This is a genomic window from Aeromonas sp. MTB (assembly GCF_056632455.1).
Genome location: NZ_CP147026.1, coordinates 3,443,396 through 3,459,685, shown reverse-complemented (window position 1 = coordinate 3,459,685; position 16,290 = coordinate 3,443,396). Strand labels below are relative to the sequence as shown.

General features: G+C 57.7%; 16 protein-coding genes. 6 read left to right on the top strand and 10 right to left on the bottom strand.

Features of this window, described 5'->3' with window-relative positions; translation table 11 throughout:
• Positions 1–133: 133 nt before the first annotated feature.
• From xni to queF, 5 genes are all read right to left on the bottom strand, one after another.
• On the bottom strand, positions 134–934 hold the full coding sequence (gene xni / locus WBR25_RS15695) for a flap endonuclease Xni (RefSeq protein ID WP_103251875.1): 801 nt from the start codon (positions 932–934) through the stop codon (positions 134–136).
• Between the two features lie 135 nt (positions 935–1,069).
• Positions 1,070–2,425, bottom strand: a complete 1,356-nt coding sequence (gene ppnN, locus WBR25_RS15690; RefSeq protein ID WP_005338611.1) for a nucleotide 5'-monophosphate nucleosidase PpnN — start codon at positions 2,423–2,425, stop codon at positions 1,070–1,072.
• A 148-nt stretch (positions 2,426–2,573) separates the two neighbouring features.
• Positions 2,574–4,190 carry a GGDEF domain-containing protein gene (locus WBR25_RS15685; RefSeq protein ID WP_479748577.1) on the bottom strand — a complete coding sequence of 539 codons (1,617 nt, stop codon included), beginning with the start codon at positions 4,188–4,190 and terminating at the stop codon, positions 2,574–2,576.
• Positions 4,191–4,273: 83 nt separating this feature from the next.
• Complete coding sequence (locus tag WBR25_RS15680; RefSeq protein WP_470246792.1) at positions 4,274–6,556, bottom strand: tetratricopeptide repeat protein; 2,283 nt, start codon at positions 6,554–6,556, stop codon at positions 4,274–4,276.
• 210 nt (positions 6,557–6,766) lie between these two features.
• On the bottom strand, positions 6,767–7,615 hold the full coding sequence (queF, locus tag WBR25_RS15675; RefSeq protein ID WP_479748576.1) for an NADPH-dependent 7-cyano-7-deazaguanine reductase QueF: 849 nt from the start codon (positions 7,613–7,615) through the stop codon (positions 6,767–6,769).
• 204 nt (positions 7,616–7,819) lie between these two features.
• Here queF and syd point away from each other — a divergent pair, with 204 nt between their 5' ends.
• Complete coding sequence (syd, locus tag WBR25_RS15670) at positions 7,820–8,368, top strand: SecY-interacting protein (protein ID WP_429194393.1); 549 nt, start codon at positions 7,820–7,822, stop codon at positions 8,366–8,368.
• A gap of 92 nt (positions 8,369–8,460) precedes the next feature.
• On the opposite strand, the gene WBR25_RS15665 is transcribed toward syd, so the two are convergent.
• From WBR25_RS15665 to WBR25_RS15645, 5 genes are all read right to left on the bottom strand, one after another.
• The gene (locus tag WBR25_RS15665) at positions 8,461–9,246 is read right to left on the bottom strand and encodes a Zn-ribbon-containing protein (protein WP_042081119.1); all 786 of its coding nucleotides are present in this window, start codon (positions 9,244–9,246) and stop codon (positions 8,461–8,463) included.
• Positions 9,247–9,249: 3 nt separating this feature from the next.
• Positions 9,250–9,546 carry a DNA-binding protein gene (locus tag WBR25_RS15660; RefSeq protein ID WP_042081118.1) on the bottom strand — a complete coding sequence of 99 codons (297 nt, stop codon included), beginning with the start codon at positions 9,544–9,546 and terminating at the stop codon, positions 9,250–9,252.
• 84 nt (positions 9,547–9,630) lie between these two features.
• Complete coding sequence (locus WBR25_RS15655) at positions 9,631–9,867, bottom strand: DUF2789 family protein (RefSeq protein WP_005338602.1); 237 nt, start codon at positions 9,865–9,867, stop codon at positions 9,631–9,633.
• A 74-nt stretch (positions 9,868–9,941) separates the two neighbouring features.
• Complete coding sequence (locus tag WBR25_RS15650) at positions 9,942–10,241, bottom strand: DUF3301 domain-containing protein (protein WP_005338600.1); 300 nt, start codon at positions 10,239–10,241, stop codon at positions 9,942–9,944.
• Positions 10,242–10,352: 111 nt separating this feature from the next.
• Complete coding sequence (locus WBR25_RS15645; RefSeq protein WP_479748574.1) at positions 10,353–11,393, bottom strand: DUF3549 family protein; 1,041 nt, start codon at positions 11,391–11,393, stop codon at positions 10,353–10,355.
• A 276-nt stretch (positions 11,394–11,669) separates the two neighbouring features.
• Between WBR25_RS15645 and WBR25_RS15640 the strand changes: the two genes are divergently transcribed.
• The 5 genes from WBR25_RS15640 (at position 11,670) to WBR25_RS15620 (ending at position 16,273) form a co-directional block, all read left to right on the top strand.
• The gene (locus tag WBR25_RS15640) at positions 11,670–12,005 is read left to right on the top strand and encodes a YqcC family protein (protein ID WP_005338596.1); all 336 of its coding nucleotides are present in this window, start codon (positions 11,670–11,672) and stop codon (positions 12,003–12,005) included.
• Entirely contained in the window at positions 12,002–12,775 is a 774-nt protein-coding gene (truC, locus tag WBR25_RS15635; RefSeq protein WP_019445213.1) for a tRNA pseudouridine(65) synthase TruC, read from the top strand. The genes WBR25_RS15640 and truC overlap by 4 nt, the downstream gene beginning before the upstream one ends.
• A gap of 90 nt (positions 12,776–12,865) precedes the next feature.
• On the top strand, positions 12,866–13,306 hold the full coding sequence (locus WBR25_RS15630) for a flavodoxin (protein ID WP_042055099.1): 441 nt from the start codon (positions 12,866–12,868) through the stop codon (positions 13,304–13,306).
• A 542-nt stretch (positions 13,307–13,848) separates the two neighbouring features.
• Complete coding sequence (locus WBR25_RS15625; protein WP_479748571.1) at positions 13,849–15,210, top strand: maltoporin; 1,362 nt, start codon at positions 13,849–13,851, stop codon at positions 15,208–15,210.
• 91 nt (positions 15,211–15,301) lie between these two features.
• Positions 15,302–16,273 carry a MalM family protein gene (locus WBR25_RS15620; RefSeq protein ID WP_005358661.1) on the top strand — a complete coding sequence of 324 codons (972 nt, stop codon included), beginning with the start codon at positions 15,302–15,304 and terminating at the stop codon, positions 16,271–16,273.
• Positions 16,274–16,290: the final 17 nt, after the last annotated feature.

Sequence of the window (16,290 nt, the reverse complement as noted above, 5' to 3'; positions counted from 1 at the left end):
GGGAGGATGGGGCTGCTTTATAGCATTTACTCAGCAAACCAACCACATTCCTTTACATTCTACTCACTTTTATCAACAGCGAGGGTGAGTCTCGTCATGGTTCACGCCCTTGCCTGTATTTTTGTTCGGCACTTTAGTCTGGCTGGGGCGGGTAGCGGATGTCCCGCAGGTTGAATCCCAGCGGAATATCCCGCTGCAAGCGCACCAGCCGCTGGGCCAGCAGGGCCTCATCCTGATGTTGGCGCAGCTTGAGCAGTGGCTTGGCGGCGTCCTCTTGCTGACAGGCTTCGAGCATGGCTGCCAGATTGCCATATTGCTGCAACAGCTGGGTGGCGGTCTTGGGGCCAATCCCCGGAACCCCCTTGATATTGGAACCGCTGACACCGGTCAGGGCCCAGAAGTCGACCAGCTGAGCAGGGGCTACCCCATATTGCTGCTGGACGAAGGCCGCATCCAGCCAGCGCTTGTTGAAGTAGTCGCGCACCCGGATCTGCTGGCAGATCAGTTGGCAGAAGCCCTTGTCGGTGGAGATGATGGTCGCCTGATGGCCATGGCTGGCGATGCCGCAGGCGAGAGTGGCGATAAGGTCATCTGCTTCATCGGTCTCGGAGAGCAGGGCATCGACCCCGCACTCCCAAAAGGCATCCTGCAGGGTCGCCAGCCCTTCACGCAGTTCGGGGGGCATGGGAGTTCGCCCTTCCTTGTAGGCCGGATAGACCTCCTTGCGCCAGCTATGCACCTCGCCATCAAACACGGCAATGACATGGGTCGGCTCGCTATTGGCCAGCAGCTTGCGGCAGGTATTGATAAGGTTGGCGCGGGTGGCAACCAGCGCCTGGGCAGGGGTCAGTGCCTGCTGGGCCTGTACCGCGTGCAGACGGCGAATGAGGTTGAGGGCATCGATGATGAGCAGGTGTGGCCGGATAGTTGACATGGGGCACTCTTGGCGGTCGGGACGCCCCATTGTAACAAACCACTCGCCTTATGGGGGATTGATGGCGGTCGGGAAGGCATAGCGCCAATAAAGAGGGGCGCCGATGCGCCCCTCTGTCGATGATGTATCTGTACCCTAGCGGACGATTTCGTAGCAGGGCACATATTGGCTGCCCGGCAGCTTCATCCGCTGCTGCTTGACGAAGCTCTCCAGCAGTTTGTCCATCAGGTGCATCAGCTCCTTGTCGCCGTGCAACTTGAAGGGGCCTTTCTTCTCGATGGCGCGAATGCCCCCTTCCTTGACGTTGCCGGCGACGATGCCGGAGAAGGCACGACGCAGGTTGGCGGCCAGCAGCTGGGGGGGCTGGTTGCGGTGCAGATCCAGACTGGCCATGCTGGCGTGATCCGGCTCGAAGGGGAGCTGGAACTCCGGTTCAATCTTGAGGGACCAGTTGAAGGAGTAGGCATCGCCGACCGATTTGCGGTATTCGCGGATTTTTGGCATCGCCTCCTTCATCACCCGGGCTACTTCCGGCGCATCGCCGACAATGATCCGGTAGAGCTTGGTCGCCGGTTCACCGAGGGTCGCCTTGATGAAGTCGTCGATGGCACGGAAGTAGTCGGCACTCTCTTTCGGGCCGGTCAGGATGATGGGCATCGGCTGCCGCTCGTTGGCCGGATGCATCATGATGCCGAGCAGATAGAGCAGCTCTTCGGCGGTGCCGACCCCCCCCGGGAAGATGATGATGCCGTGGCCGAGGCGTACGAAGGCTTCCAGCCGTTTCTCGATATCCGGCAGGATCACCAGCTCGTTGACGATGGGGTTGGGCGGTTCGGCCGCGATGATGGAGGGCTCGGTCAGGCCGATGTAGCGCCCGTTGCGCACCCGCTGTTTGGCATGGCCGACGGCGGCTCCCTTCATCGGGCCCTCCATGGCGCCAGGGCCACAGCCGGTACAGATGTTCAGCTCACGCAAGCCCAGCTCGCTACCCACGGCACGGGTGTACTGGTATTCGATCTCGTTGATGGAGTGGCCACCCCAGCAGACGATCAGGTTGGGATCGGCGCCGGGCAGGATCACCTTGGCGTTGCGCAGAATGGCGAACACCACGTTGGAGATGTGAGTGGAGTTGGTCAGATTGACCTGGCGGTTGGACTCGAGCTGATTGGAGACATAGAGAATGTCGCGCAGCACCGAGAAGAGGTGCTCCTGAATGCCGCGAATGATCTCGCCATCGACAAAGGCGTGCTCGGGGGCATTGAACAGTTCCAGCTTGACCCCGCGCTCGCGCCGGATCACATGAATATCGAACGATTTGAAGCGCTCCAGGATCTCCTTGGAGCTGTCGGTATGGCTACCTGAATTGAGCACTGCCAGCGAGCAGTTGCGAAACAGTTGATAGATATCGCTGGAGGCAGTCTGCTTGAGGCGATCCACCTCGAGCTGTGACAGCAAATCCATGCTGCCGACGGGATTGATGTGCGTAATCATAGGTTCCCCTTTACTCACTTGTTATCGTTGTGTTTTTCCCTGGGGAGAAAAGGGGACGCTATGTTGCATCCCCTGAGATCGATAGTAGTGGTAACAGAGGGTGGAGGGAAATAGGGCGACGACTGTTCGCTGTTTTTTTGACCGTTTGTCAGGCCAGTGTCACTTGATCCCGACCGGTGTGCTTGGAGTGGTAGAGCGCCTTGTCCGCCCGTTCAAACACATCTGATGGGTTGTCCCCATCCTTGAACAGGGTTGCGCCGATGGAGATGGTGATCTCCACCTTGGCATCGCGAAAACGGAACGGGATGCTCTTGATGGTCTGGCGCAGGGTCTCCAGCGGCTTCTGGAACTTGTCCGGATTGATGTTGGGCAGCAACACCACGAACTCTTCCCCACCAAAGCGTGCGATGAAGTCGGTGTCACGCAGCGCACTCTGCAGCGCCTTGGCGACCACTTTCAACGCCTTGTCACCCGCCATATGACCGTAGTTGTCATTGATATTCTTGAAGTGATCGATGTCGATGATCGCCATGCAGAGCGGAGTGCGGTAACGAAGCCAACGTTTGTACTCCTGCTCCAGCCGTTCATCGAGGGCGGCCCGGTTGTGTACCTGGGTCAGGCTGTCGAGGAACAGCTTGTGTTTTTGAATGGTCAGACGCTTCTTGTACTCGGCGGTCTCCTCCTTCATCAAGCGCAGCTTGGACTCCATGGTGGAGAGGCGGGTAAGCAGGTGACGTTCCCGGGCTGCGGTACTTTCCCGTTCTTGAAGCAGCAGGTTGATGGCGCCCATATGGCCGGAGATGGCGCGCTTGAGCGCATCGATGGAGTTATGGCTGGCCAGGGAGTGATCGATCGCCTGCAACTCGTTGACCAGCGCCTCACGGGTCTCTCGGGTTTCGTTTTGCAGCGCACGCCCCTCATCGAGGGATTCGGTAAACCCGACATGTACCGCAGACAGGCTCTCGTTGAGAGAGCTGAGGAAGGCGCGGGAGGCTTTACGCTCCTCACGGGTGCCTTCGATGATGAGCTCGATCACCTGCAGGCAGGTTTCCGCCAGCAGGGCAGGGTTGATCCCGATCAGCAGCTGACGGCGAATGTCGCTCAGGCTCTCGCCGATGGCGCCGGCAAAGTCGAGTTCGGTGATAAGCCGCTGCAGCTCATCGGCGATACGGGCGTGATCCTTGAGATCAAACGGGTCGACATCGGGCTGGCCATCGTTGCTGGCAGTATCGCTTTCTTGTTGAGTTGCACCTGACGGTGCCAACAGGGGTTGGCTTGGCAGCAGCTGGATCTTGATCGCCTGCTGGTAGAACTCCAGCAGCTTGATCACCTTTTTCTGGTGATCGGCAATGCTGTAACCGGCGGGACTTGCCAGAAATTCCTTGAGGGACTTGCGGGTCTCTTCCGGGAAGCCCTTGATGTTTTTCAGCTGTTTGGAACCAAGTTCAATAGCGGTCTGGGTCAGAGTGATCGACTCTTCCAGCGCATTGCTGTGCTGCTGCAGCAGTTTTTCAATGGCCAGCAGATCCTCGTCTAGCGCGGTAAATGCGGGGTTGTTATCCAGTTTCTGCTTGAGCTTGGCGAAGCGATTGTCCAGCTCGCGGTCGAAGCCACGGCAGGAGAGCATCAACTTGTTGATAAACTGAATACCGCGAGCACGCTCTGCATCGGAAAACGACAGTACGCCGTCGAGTTCCAGCTGTTTCTGCTGAAGGGATTCCCTGAGTCTTGCCAATTGTCCTGCTACGGCAGCGATGTCATTCATTATCAGGTCGCCCTGTTGTCATTATTGTTTTTGGTGTTGGATAGCAACAGTGGTCGGACTTGGTTTCGATCCTCGCCTGTTATCTACATTATTTCCTGGTGGTTATCGGCTGCCGGCTTCCTTGCAAGGCTGGGCCAATTAACCCATTGCTTTTCATGAGAAGAATTGACTTTTACCAGTCCCTTGTCAATTGCCATCAGGCCGCATTGCCACACATCTCCATTAAAAAATGCCGCTTGTTGGCAATCGATCGCCGCGAGCTCCAACCAGGCGTTTTGCTGGCATTTTTCACTGAGCTGAATGGCTCCCGACAGGGCGAGATAGCAGAGGTCAAACAGGCCATTGTGATCGAGCGCGGTCGCCGCTTTCGGCAGGAAGGGGTGACTGACAATCCCGAGGCTGATCCGGCGATCCAGCGGATAGTTGCAAGGGAAGGCGGCGATGGCGGTCAGCAGGTCTCCCGCCAGTTGATGCAGGTTGGTGACGTGGCGCTGTGGCACCACATAGAGCATGTGTCCTTCACGCAAGTCATAGATACGGCCATCTTGTGGGGTCAGGGTGTCCATATAGGCACCAAAGGCCTGCTCGATTTCTCTGCTGGCCTGATAGCCGTGGCGCTCCAGCGTGTTGACCAGGAAAGGCACCCGGAACAGCAGATAGTGCAGCTTGTCATCGAACTCGCTGGAGGGCTGTTCACTGAGGTACCAGCGATCCGATTTGAGCTGGCGCTTTGCCATCTCCCGGGGCCAGCGGTTCATCAGCCGCTGCCAGTTGGCCAGCCCCGAGCGTGGCTCGATCAGCAGGGCCTCATTGGTCCGTTTCAGTTGCAGGCGGGCAGTACGCAGCTTGAGCCAGAGGGTGAAGAAGAGGTAGATAAAGAGCGCCAGCAGCAGGCTGGTGGTGATGCTCGACCAGAGATAGCGCTCCTGCTGATGCTGGCTGTTGTTAAGCCGCTGCTCCAGCTCCTTGATATGTTGTACCCGCTCGACCTGAACATAGTTGTCGCGGATCGCCGCCTGCTCCATGGCTTGCTCCTGCTGGCGCACCTCTTCGCCAAGACGGTGGAAGCGCTTGTAGCTGTCGAGAGCCTGACGCAGATACCCCTTCTGCTCATAGGCCAGCGACAACAGGCGGAATACCTCGTACTGGCGGCGGGTATCGCCGAGCTGATTGGCCAGTGCGCGGGCGTTCTCCAACTGCAGGATGGCGATGGCGGCCTCCTGCTTCTTCAGATAGAGCTCGCCGAGCAGCAGCAGAGTATCGATCAGCGGCTCTTTGGCATCGCTCAGCTCATGGGACTGACGGGCCGCATTGAGGTAGTTGCTGGCCAGCGAGAGGTTGCCGCTTTGCAGGTAGGTCTTGCCGATTTCGTATTTGAGCAGGGAGGCTTGCGGTCGGTTGCTCCCTTCATCGAGCAGATCCAGCGCATTGAAGAAGTAGACCAGCGCCATATTGAGGTCGCCCTGCTCGCGATTGAGCCGCGCCAGCACCATCAGGGAGTCACACAGCAGGGAGGGGTTGCCGATGGAGTGGAAGTAGTTGGCCGCCTCATTGGCATACTGCAGCGCTTTTTGGGGCTCCTGCTCCTGCTGGTAGAGTTTGACTATCTGGTTCGACAGCAGGCCGAGAAAGAGCGGGTCATTGAGGCTTTTGGCCTGTTGCTGGGCATCGATATATTCCCCCAGCGCCAGCTGTGGCTGCTGCAGCGCGCGATAAAGATCGCCGCTGATGGCGCTGACCCAGGCACTGGCGAGAGGATTGGGGGTCTTGGCGGCCCAGATCCGCGCATCTGCCAAGTGGGCCTTGGCATCATCGAAGTGCTGGTTCTCGATGTCGTAGCTGGTGCGTTGCAGGCGGCCATAGATCTGCAACTGGCTCTGCTTGAGCGTGGGGATGGCCAGCTGTTCGTCCAGTTGATCCATCAGGGCGCGGCTGGTGCTCTGGTTATCCGGTTTGAGGGCCTGACTGCGGATCTTGAGATAGAGGCCGTGGGCCTTGAGTTCAGGTTGCCGCTCTTTGTCTGCCAGCGCCATCGCCTTGTCGAGCGCTTGCTGGGTGGCCTGATATTGGCCCAGTTGCAGCAGACACTCCCCTTTGAGCAGGTGGGCGCCTATGGTCTGGGCCGCCGTGCTGTAGCTCAGGATGGGTTCGCGATAACCGAACTCCTGGCGATTGCTGATGATTTGCTGGGGATTATTGGCTGCGCGCGTCAGGAAGGCGGTGGTGATCTGGACGCATCTGGCAGGATCGGTCAGTACCATCGATTGCGCTTGTTGCAGATCGATGGAGAGTTGCTCCTTGTCCAGATCCAGATTCGGAGCTGACAGGGAGGACATCATCATGGCCAGAAAAAACAGTTGATTCATTGGATTAAGGACGGCGCAGAGGTGTTGGCATGTTATCCAAGCCCCCCCCTGCGAGTCCAGCGTTTACTGTGGTTTGCTGGTGGCCGGCAAGTGGGTTTCGTCTGGATTTTATTATCCAGCCCCCTTATCCCAGCTGCGTAAAGCATCGATCGAAACCTTTTTGCCAGTCATGGAGGGCAGTGCGACTGCCCTCTCTGTCGCAACTCGACTTTATTGGCGGATTAGACGCAGGTTGGCGGGCACGGCTTCGAAATCGGAGCGGAACGGGTTGATGTCGAGGCCGCCGCGGCGGGTATAGCGGGCATAGACGGTCAACTGCTCAGGCTGGCAATAGTGCTTGAGGTCGATAAAGATCCGCTCGATGCACTGCTCGTGGAACTCATTGTGCTGGCGGAACGAGATGAGATAGCGCAGCAGCTTCTCCCGATCGAGTTCCGGCCCCTTGTAGCGGATCACTACAGAGCCCCAGTCGGGCTGGCTGGTGACCAGACAGTTGGATTTGAGCAGGTGGCTGTGCAGGGTCTCTTCTACCTGTTCGCTACCGGCCACCCCTTGCAGCAGGGACGCATCAAACTCGTAATTGTCTACCTCGATATCCTGCTCGTCGATGCACTCGCCGGGCAGCTGGGCAATCTGGTGCGGCGCCTTGTCGAGGGGGAACAGGGTCACCTTGACGGTCTCGCCGGCACAGGCGCTCAGATCCTTGGTCAGCATGGCGGCGACTGCCTCGATAGAGTCGCAACGGGTCTGGTTGAAGGAGTTGAGGTAGAGCTTGAAGGATTTGGATTCGATCAGGTTCGCACTGGTGGCCGGAATGGCCACTTCACCCACCGCCACCATCGGCTTGCCCTTGGCATTGAGCCAGGAGAGCTCATAGAGGGTCCAGACATCGCAACCGCTAAAGGGCAGGTCATCGCCCAGTTGGAGATCATCCCGGTTCAGGCTACGTGGAACCGGCTGCAGCAGGGAGGGGGTGTACTGGCTGATGTAATCGGATTGCTGGCCCAGACTCAGGCCGGTCAGGGCGCTGGCCCCGGCGTATCTATCTTGTTTGCTCACAGGGTTGCTCACGTAATGTGCTCATGATGAGTGGAATGAAACGGGCCATTGCAGGGCCGGATGGTTGCTGCCGTTTGGCTTGGGCGTCGGCTTCTCTGTATCCCGGGTTCTGTTTCCCGGGTCACTAGGTCGGCTGGCAACCTTGTCTGTTACCGGGTTTGGTGGTGCAATAGCGGACTTTGCCAGCAATTGTGGGGATTTTCGATGTCGGATCAAGTTTTGTCTGCCCTGGAGCACTTTTTTGCCCGCTGGCAACGGGATGGCGAGGCCAGACGAGGCCTGCCCCTGTGCGAGTGGGAGGCGGACTGGCGTTCCCCCTGCCAGCTTGGTGAGCCCGCCGATGGTCGGGTGGCCTGGCGTCCTCATCATCGCCCCGAACCCGCCGATTTTACGGCCATGGCCGATGCCCTCGAGCTGACAATTCATCCCAGCGCTATCGCCCTGTTCGGGCACTGGTTCAGCCGCCCCATCCCCTGCCTTTTCAAGGGGCTGCGTCTTGAACTGATCCTGCCGTGGAACGAGGCGGATCTCGACCTGCTCAAGGAGAACCTCATCGGTCACCTGCTGATGCTGCGCAAGTTAAAACGAACCCCCTCCATCTTTATTGCCACCACCCGCAACGAGATGACGCTCATCTCCCTTGATAACGAGAGTGGTCAGGTGTGGCTGGAGTGGCTCGATTCTGGTCGCCGTCTGACGTTGGCGCCCTCCTTGCCAGCGTTTTTGGAACGGCTGGAGACGTTACCGCAATAGCACCTGTTCGAGCCAAGGTTACTCATCGGAGCGAAAAGAGCCTTGCCATGCGGCAAGGCTCTTTTTTATGGCATCGTGTACAGGGAACGCGCTTAATCCTTGAAATCCCAGGAGAGGTTGGAGACCAGACGGCAGCTGTCGCACTTGAAGTCGAAGATCTCGTGCAGTGGCTCTGCCAGCGCCCACTCACCGCCACAGCTGGGGCAGGGGCGCGCCTTCTCCTCGGCAGCGCTCAGCCCGCCCACCCGATAGAGGTAGTAGTAGGTGGGGATGCCGCTCAGCACTTCCAGCCGCTTGGCCAGATCGGTGCCGCGCCGGTAGAGGCGGCTGCCCACTTCGCCGATTTCGTGCAGCGCCGCATGTTCGGCAATGGAGCCGTTCATCTGTAACTGATCACACGCCTCCCAATCCTCCTGCCACTTGATGATCTGTTTCTGATCGCCGTTGGCGACCGCGGGCAGTTGGTAGAGCGGAATGGGGGCGAAGTGGTCGCCACAGCGCAGCGGCGAGCAGGTATGCAGGAAGCTGGTGTAGAGCATCATCCAGCTCGGCCGCTCGCCCTGCTGGCCGCAAGGATCTGTGCTGTCGGAGAGCAGATCCGCCCCCTGCAGCTGGAGTTTGGGCGCCAGCAGCCCGGCCTGATTGAGCTGCTGTTCGGCCAGCTTGACCTGATCGCTCTGGTTGTCGGGGTGCAGGCTATCCTGCTCCGGGCAGACCACCCGACTGACGAAATAGCCGTCATGCATGCTGGTGGGGAACTCCCGCCCGAGGATCTGGCCCTGATAACGCAGCATGTCGAGGTAGTTGACGATGGCCCGCTCGGCGTCGCCAAGGGAGGTATCGCGGTAACACTCAAAGCAGAGTTCGACGATATACATGGTTCAGCCTTGCCCCTGCTGGAGGAGCAGGTCGGTCAGGCGATCCACCTTCTGTTCGATGCGTGCGAGCTGTTCGGCGAGTTGCTGCAGGGTGAGCTCCGGCGCTGGCTGGGGCACGGCCTCTGGCAGGAGCTCGCTCTCGGCGGTCGCGACGGGTTGCTGCTTCCACTGGCTCAGCACTTTCAGCAGCTCGGCCATCGGTACGGGCTGGGTAAGGCGGGCCTTGATCATGGCGGTGGTGGGTGTCAGGCCCTTGGCGGCCAGCTCGTTGGCAATTCGGATGATCTCGTGGGCGGACATAAGCATGCTCTGGGTGAGAAGGAGGGATCGATATCGGGGCGGGATCTTAACCAAAGCCAGCTGGGGAGGAAAGGGGCGGGCGGCTTAGCGGGGCTGGCGCAGCATCACATCTAGCTGGTCGATCGCCTCGCACCAGTCGGAGTCGTTCCACAGGGCATCGCGCAGAAAGCTGGCCTGGGCGGCGTTCCAGAAACCGGCCTCCGGCAACAGGGTTTCATTGTCGAGGTGATGGTCGTGCACAAAGCGGTGCAGGCTCAGCTCGTCGTTGGCCATCCCGAGTTGGGCAAACAGGGCTGGCAGATCGTGGACAAGGGGTTCCATCTCGTCTCTCCCTTTGTTTAATCCCTGAGATTATAGACAGGCACAGCCATCGGGCGCAGAGACGAGATTGGGGATCAGGCAGAGGGGATGCGATGGGGTGGCAGATCAACGCCCACGACGTGCAGCCCCTGCATCTTGAGGGTGCCCTGATAGTGGCTCTCGCCATCGCTGGAGAATTCAAACTGATAGTGGGTCAGCAGCCGTAGGGGATTATGTGCCAGCTCCCGCCGATGGCGAGCCAGTGACAGCAGTTGCAGATCATGGTGCTGGCAGTAGCGGCGCATGTATTGCCAGGCCACTTCTGCCTGTTGGCGTTGCAGCCAGAACAGGCCGGCTACGGCAATCAGCAACAAAATTCCGAGCATCTCTCCCATAGGCGGGCTTCCTTATCGTGATGTCGATAACCGGGAGTCCTGCTCGGCACTCCCGATCTCCTTTTCTATTTCCCGCCGTGTTGCCTCGTGGCGTGAGGGGGAGGCGAGGGATCAGGCCGAGGCAAACAGACGGCCGATGGCCTTGCCCAGCGCATCGCTGCGGTCGGGGTCTCGCAGTCTGGCCAGCATATCATTGCGCAGGGCCGGTAAAGTGACCAACTCGGCAAAAACCTGATTGAAGAACTGGGTCGGTTGCAGTGCCAGCTGTTCCAGATAGTGGCTGAGCAGATTGGCATCTTTCAGATCGGGCCAGAGCCGGCCGGCGATGGCGAGCAGCAGCGCAGGGCTCGGCTGGGTTTGCAGCAGGGTCAGCAGCTTGTTGGTGCGCAGCGTGCTGCCAGGGCTGGAGGCCATCGCGCGGCAGAGGTAGGCCAGGGTCTCCGGGTTGGGGGCGGCGCACTCCTGCTCCTTGCCGATCCGCTCAAGCAGGGCGCCTTGTACTGCTGGCGGCAGCGTGGCGTTTTCAAGGCTCTGGCAGAGGGCATAGAGCGGCTCTTGCGGCAGTTTGGGCAGCGCCTTGCAGATCAGCGCCAGATTGCGCTCATCATGCAGCCGCTCCGCAAGGTCGGCAAAGCCCTGCAGCCCCAGCGTCTGCCAACCGGTATCGTTGGGGGCGGCCAGATAGTGGCAGAGGGCATCGTAATAGGCAGAAGGGGCCTGTTCCAGCTGGCGCGCCAGTTTGGCGTGCAGACTGGCCATTTTTGCCTCCGCCGGGCGGAAGGTGTAGGGATTGTCGGCCAAGCGCTGGGCTTTTTCCTCGTCCAGATCGCCGGTGAGCTTGTAGCCCAGGGTCTCCACCACCTGATCCATGAACAGCTTGGGGCCATTTGACATCAGCAGGCCGCGCTCATCGAGGGCAAACTTGAGGAACCAGAGGTAGTGGCGAGACTCGCTCGGCTGGAAGAAGTGCACACCCAGCCAAGCGTGCTGTTGCAGCGGCCAGGGATAGGGCTCTTGCTGCTGTTCGATGCGCACAAAAGTATCGCTTGCCAGTGGCCGCACCTGGCGGCCCATGTCAAACAGCTGGAACTGGGTGCCAGCCTGAGTCAGAAATTCGGTCAAGGTATTGATGGCAGTAGGCGTCGCAGACATGGTGAGATCCGGCTAATGGTGATGCGGGCCGATTATAAGGCCCTTGCCGAGGATAGCCAGTGGCAGCAGACGCGCGTTGCGGCAGATATCAACATGGCAGCCATGCGGGGGGAGGTGTATAGTATCGCCCTTTTTTAACGGCGGCAGGCCGCGCTGGCTGCCGTGTATGTCGATGACCCGGCTGAACTGCCGGTGCTGTGCGACCGAATTTATTTGCATCCTGGCTGACCCTGTCGGGTCAGCGGATCAATCTGTGGTTATGAGGAAGAGAGCGAGATGAATCAATATTTGCTGGTAGCTGGCCTGTTGGGGGAACTCACCGCCGAGTTGCAGCGCCTTGAGCGCTGGCAAGCTGACCATCCCGGTGACGAAGCCCTGGCAAGCACCCTGCCTTTTTGTGTCGATACCCTGAGCTTTGATCAGTGGCTGCAGTTCGTGCTGATCCCGCGCATGGAGCAGTTGGTGATGTTGCAGGCGCCGTTGCCCACCAGCGTCTCCCTCTATCCCATGGCCAGCGAAGTCTACAAAGAGGATCTGGCCGAAGCAGAAGCGCTGCTGCGCCTGATCGCCCGCTTCGATCTGCTGCTTTCCGGCAAAGTGATCGAACAATGATGCCTGCGCAAACTCGAGAAGAGAGTGACCTGAAGCTGACTCTGCTCTATCAGGATGAGTGGCTGGTGGCGGTCAACAAGCCGTCCGGTCTGCTGGTGCATCGCAGTTGGCTCGACAAGGGCGAGACCCGTTTTGCCATGCAGATGACTCGGGATCTCATCGGCGGTCGCCATGTCTATCCGGTGCATCGCCTCGATCGGCCCACCTCAGGCGTGCTGCTGTTTGCGCTCGATCCGGTGATTGCCCGCGCGCTGACCGAAGCCTTTACCCAGCGTCAGGTGCACAAGGAGTATCTGGCATTGGTGCGCGGTTGGGCACCCGAGCAGGGGGTGATCGACTATCCCCTCAAGGAGCAGCTGGACAAGATTGCCGATGCCATGAGCAACCCGGATCGCCCGGCGCAAGATGCCGTCACCACCTTCCGGCGCTTGCATCAGGTCGAGCTGCCCCACGCAGTCTCCAAAAAGCACCCCACCAGTCGCTACAGTCTGGTCAGATTGTTCCCGAAGACCGGCCGCAAGCATCAGCTGCGCCGTCATATGGATCACCTGTTCCACCCCATCGTCGGGGATACCACCCATGGTGATGGCCGCCACAACCGTTTCTTTCGCGAGCACTTTGGCTGTGAACGGCTGCTGCTGGTGGCCCGCACCCTGAGCTTTACCCATCCGGTGCTCAAGGTGCCGATGCGGATCCAGGCGCCACTCGGTCAGGATGTGCTGCGCCTGTTTGCCGAGCTGGGCTGGCCCGCCAGCGAGAGCGACTACTAAGCGCCTTATCCTCAGCCTTGAACCGGTGGCATCTGACGCCAGCTTGCTGATAGAGTTGCTCAAAAGAGTGACTCAAGCAGGGAGAGGAGAATGGCGCAGATCGATATCGTGGTAGGAACTGTCTACGGCGCAGCCATGCTGGTGGCCGAGACCTTGGCAGATGAGCTGGAACGCAAGGGGCATCACTGTTCTCTGCACGAAGAAGCACGGCTGGCGGACATTGACCCCGGCCGTTTTTTATTGCTGGTAAGTGCCACTACAGGACAGGGGGACATTCCTCCCAATCTGCAGCCCTTTGCCAGCGAGCTGGCTGACAAGGCGCCCTGGCTCAAGGGGCTGCGGTATGCCCTGATTGCCATGGGCGACAGCAGCTATGACCATTTTTGTGGTGCGGGCCGTCGGCTGGACGGATTGCTGCAAGAGCTGGGCGCCACGCGAGTGATTCCCCCGCTGGAGCTAGATGCTACCGTGCACGATGAACCCGAACAGGTGGCACTCAGCTGGCTGAAAAAGTGGGATATTCAGCCCTGAATATTCTCTGAAAAAGAGCCATATCAATCCCCTGATCCTTAACCGGCAGGGGATTGTTATTTGCACAAATGTCATCTCACTCAGCAAGCATATTTCCCACTCTTATTGTCGATAGTGGCGGAGGGATATTTTCCCCTTTTGGCATTCCATCGGCGTAATGGTTTCAAGCGCACCGCAGACCCGTTCTCCAAATAAAAGTTCAATCTTGAAAGCGATCTCAGTCATGTTTTTGTCATTCGATCGTAAAATAACGACTTTGGTTCAGTCGCGAATTAATTGCTGGTAACGCTTTCAGGTTTGGTGTGATTGCTTGTTTTGCGGTTTTATTGGTTAACTGTTGCCTTGTTGGCCGTTTTTTTGCTGGCAGGTGTTGTGGCTATCGTTTGCCGAGCGATTTGTCGCCATTTTGTGAGTCGCTTCATATTTGTCGTGAAATACGCTCCCTATAATCAACCTCGGTTATCACCAACAGGATTACATGGTGATAAGAAGTTGAATATTCAGGATCACACTCCTCACTGCGGGAAATAAGGAATATGACAATGAAAATGAAGTGGCTCCCGATTGCAACAGCTGTTACTGCCGCCCTGGCTTCCCAAGCCGCCTTTGCCGTAGATTTCCACGGTTACTTCCGTTCCGGCGTCGGTGTTTCCGGCGACGGCGACATGGTTAAATACAACGTCAATAAAGTTGGCCGTCTGGGTAACGAAAATGATACCTACGGTGAAGTGCAACTGGGTCAGGAAGTATTCAACAAAGATGGCAAGACTTTCTATGTTGATTCCATGTTTGCCATGGCTTCCAACGGTTCAAACGACTGGGAAGGTACCGGTACGGTTTGTAACTTCGATGCCAAGCAGTGCAATGGTGATTCTGACTTCGCTCTGCGTCAGTTCAACGTACAAGCCAAAGGCTTGCTGAACTTTGCTCCTGAAGCAACCCTGTGGGCTGGTAAGCGTTACTATCAACGCCATGACATCCACATCTCCGACTTCTACTACTGGAACATCTCCGGTGCTGGTGCTGGTATCGAAGGCATCCAGGCTGGTCCGGGTAAAGTTTCTTTCGCATGGGTACGCAACGATCGCAGCGCTGCCGATGTGTTTGGCCAATACACCAAAACAGGTGTAACTAAGAAACCCGTTTTGGATGCCAATGGTAATCCGACCGGTAATTACATCGAAGAGCCTACTTACACCAAGAACGAAGACCTGAACGTCAATACTCTGGATCTGCGTTATGCCGGCATCCCGCTGTGGACCGATGCTTCTCTGGAGCTGGGCGTGGATTACGCTCTGGTCAATGAGACCAACGATCAGAAAGCACTGAAAAAAGACCCGAAAGACGGCGTCATGCTGACTGCTGAACTGACCGCAGGCATCCTCGGTGGTTTCAACAAAACCGTGCTGCAATACGGTACCGAAGGTTACTCCAAGACCATGGCTTTCTATGGCGATGGTTCCTGGTACGGTGCTGAAGCCAAAGACGGTGCCGATGGTTTCCGTATCATCAACTGGGGCGTTGTTCCGATGGGCAACTCCTGGGAGATGGGTCACCAGCTGGTTTACGGTGTAGGCAACGAAATGTGGGATGGCAACGACAAGTACGAAACCATGTCCGCTGTTATCCGCCCGATGTACAAGTGGGATGACTTCAACAAGACCATCTTTGAAGGCGGCTACTTCAAGGACAACAACAAGTCTACCAATGGTAGCGAAGACAAAGATGCTGGCTACAAGCTGACCCTGGCACAAGCCTGGTCTGCCGGTTCCAGCTTCTGGGCCCGTCCGGAAATCCGTGTGTTCGCCTCCTATCTGGCTAACGACGAAGACAAGAAAGTCTTCGAAGGCAATACCTCCAAAGACACCTACCAATTTGGTGTTCAAGCAGAAGCTTGGTGGTAAGCAAAAGTTTAAGTTAAGTTAGTGACTGCCCCCTTATGGGGGCAGTTTTGTTTCGCCGGATCACGGCCACCGGATTATGGAGATAAGAAAAATGAAACGGGTAAAGATGTCTATTGCAGCCGTAATCACTGCGCTATTAACCGGTTGTGCCGGAAACATGGTTGTTCCTCTGCAAGAACATGGCTCGATCTTGAGCGATGCAGATCAAGCCAAGCAAGCGTTGGCCAAAGCCTCAAGCTGCTGTGTGGCGTTTAAAGATTTCAGTTATGCCCCCTTGCCTGAAGGTGAGACCTTGCTGGCCATTGATGGCAAGCAACCCACTTTTCAGTTTGATGAGGGGATGAGTTACTTTGCTGCCTATCGCTTGCCGACCAACACCGGCAATCTGGCGATCAGCCTGGCATCACAGGTGAGTAAAACCGTGATGGTGCCCAAGGTCATTATGCTGGATGCCGAGTTCAAGGTGACTCGGGTCCTAGGTGAGTCAGTATTCAGCTATCAGCCTGCTCACTTGCTCGATAACGACCGTATTGAAGGGCGTGTTTTTGTTGACCGCAGCATGCCTGGCAACCCGGCCAGCGAAACATACATGATCGTTTATGCGCCCGCGGATAAGCTCTCTGGCAGCACAACAATCCTGCATCCATCAAAAGCGTTTGCTCGCGCTAATGGTACCGTTGAGCCTGATATCAAGGATCCGGTGATCCCGCACTCCCCGTGGGGTTTGGTGCAGATCAAAGTCAAAGATATGGCCCGTGGAAGTGGCCTTGAAGCGGTATTCAAACCCGAATATGCCGACAAGGTGGCCATGAGCCAGGGTCAGCAGGTTGCCGCGATAGCGACTACCGCAGCCGTTACCACAACTGCAACAGCTGCGGTCGCAGCCAAACCTGCTCCTGCCATGTTGAGTGAAACTGAAGCCTTCTACCAGAGCCAGATCGAAAAAGCGGTCAAGGCGGGGGATATCGACAAGGCGATGAAGCTGGTGAACGAGGCCGAGCGGGCCGGTTCAACCAAGGCAAAAAGCGTGTTTATTGATGCGGTCAAGCGCTCGCAAAAATAGAATAATACGACCATTTA